This is a genomic window from Bacteroidota bacterium (assembly GCA_034723125.1).
Classification (GTDB): domain Bacteria; phylum Bacteroidota; class Bacteroidia; order CAILMK01; family JAAYUY01; genus JAYEOP01.
Map to the genome: position 1 here is coordinate 1 of JAYEOP010000552.1, position 1654 is coordinate 1654.

General features: G+C 32.1%; 3 protein-coding genes. All 3 read left to right on the plus strand.

What is annotated here, in order from left to right; all coding sequences use genetic code 11:
• The first annotated feature begins 191 nt into the window (after nt 1-191).
• The 3 genes from U9R42_14135 to U9R42_14145 all read left to right on the plus strand — a co-directional run bounded on the left by U9R42_14135 (nt 192) and on the right by U9R42_14145 (nt 1512).
• Nucleotides 192-806 (plus strand): HAD hydrolase-like protein, encoded by a 615-nt coding sequence (locus U9R42_14135; protein MEA3497162.1) that lies wholly within the window; start codon nt 192-194, stop codon nt 804-806.
• Nucleotides 807-1015: 209 nt separating this feature from the next.
• On the plus strand, nt 1016-1333 hold the full coding sequence (locus tag U9R42_14140) for a hypothetical protein (GenBank protein MEA3497163.1): 318 nt from the start codon (nt 1016-1018) through the stop codon (nt 1331-1333).
• Between the two features lie 41 nt (nt 1334-1374).
• Nucleotides 1375-1512 (plus strand): hypothetical protein, encoded by a 138-nt coding sequence (locus U9R42_14145; protein ID MEA3497164.1) that lies wholly within the window; start codon nt 1375-1377, stop codon nt 1510-1512.
• Nucleotides 1513-1654 lie beyond the last annotated feature (142 nt).

Below are 1654 nucleotides of genomic sequence, written 5' to 3' on the forward strand. Positions count from 1 at the left end.
ATTATAAAAGAGACTTGGAAATACGCTAAAGCCACATTGTATTCTCACTTCGCCCGCTACCTACCTGCCGGCAGACAGGTACTCCGAAAACTTTTTTTATCCCAAATGTTATACGACATATTGCTCGGATACCCCCCTTTACTTATGCGAATAGAAAGATTTATAATATTTATATAATTTGAAAATAAACTATGAGTAAAAATGAAAAAATCATCATATTCGACTTTGACGGCGTCATTGCAGATTCCTTTCATGTGGCATTTGAGGTTAACCAGCTTGCAAGGCCGACGTTAACAGAAGATCGATATCGGGCAATGTTCAACACCAATATCAATGATGCTAAACATACAGATCCCGTAGTCAATAAAATTGATTTCTTTACCGAATATGGCAAAAGGTTCCAAGATCTTGGGATTGATTCGGCTGTTAAAGAGACAGTTATTACATTAAGCGAGCAATTTCCGCTCTTCATTGTATCTAGTACTATTAACTCCATCATTTCTGACTATTTAACAAGTCATGAAGTTAGAAATTGCTTTGAAGATATCCTGGGATACGATGTAGAAAAGAGTAAAGTTAAAAAGTTTAACATGCTCTTTGATAGCAATGGATATTTACCAGAAAATGCCGTATTTTTGACCGATACAGCTGGAGATATTGCGGAAGCACGAGAGTCTGAAATCAATTTCATTGTAGGTATTTTGGGCGGGTATCAAAACAAGCAAACATTGCAGGCTGGTAAACCAGACACAATAGTTGCTAATATGAGTGATTTTTTCAATCTTATCCAGAATAAGTTTGCCTAGTATAAATATTCTCACATTATATAACACTGGCTATGCGGTTCCGTTTCGCTTTACTCATGTTTGCATTTTTAAATAAAATTATTAAAGTGTGAAAAATGCAAACATCGCATATGCTAAAACGTTATACGCAATTAAATTTAATTTTCTGAAATGGAATTTTAGAATAGAAAAAAGATAAATTTTTAAACTTAACTAATATAAACATGATTATGAAAAAAATAATCACCACAAATAGCATAATTATTTTAAGCGCATTTCCTATCACAATTATAATTTCAAAATTGTTTGGAATGAAAAGAACTGTTTTTGAACTTTTAAGAATTGTCCTAGTTAAGTCACAGGTAATGCTCTCAGCCAGTTTATTACAAACTCTTATTTTATTAGGTCCAATCCTATTGTTTTTTTGCTTAACGATTTATGCGACAACAAAAGAAAAAACGAAAATCAGTTATCTTTTTGCATCATTAACTTCCATTAGCTGGGCTTTTCTTATGCTTGTAACACTTATTGCTTACTATGGTGAATAATATTAATCTGAAAATTAAATTTTAAATCGAAAATAAACCCAATGGGACAAACTCAAGAACAACAAGAGGCGATTTTGAGAGACATTAGCAACTTCGTCCAAAAAGCCAAAGAAAAAGGATTGATTTTTGTTCAGGCAGACCAGTCGCCAGAAGATATTTATAAAACAGTGGCGAGCTAAAATGGTTTATATTGGCTAACACCGAATATGCCGATTGGTTTAATACTTCACTCTTTTCTGTCACTTCACGTAAATTCGAAATTTATTTTATAAAAAGATTTTTATGAATTTAAAATTAAATAATCTAGAAGAATATTTGAAA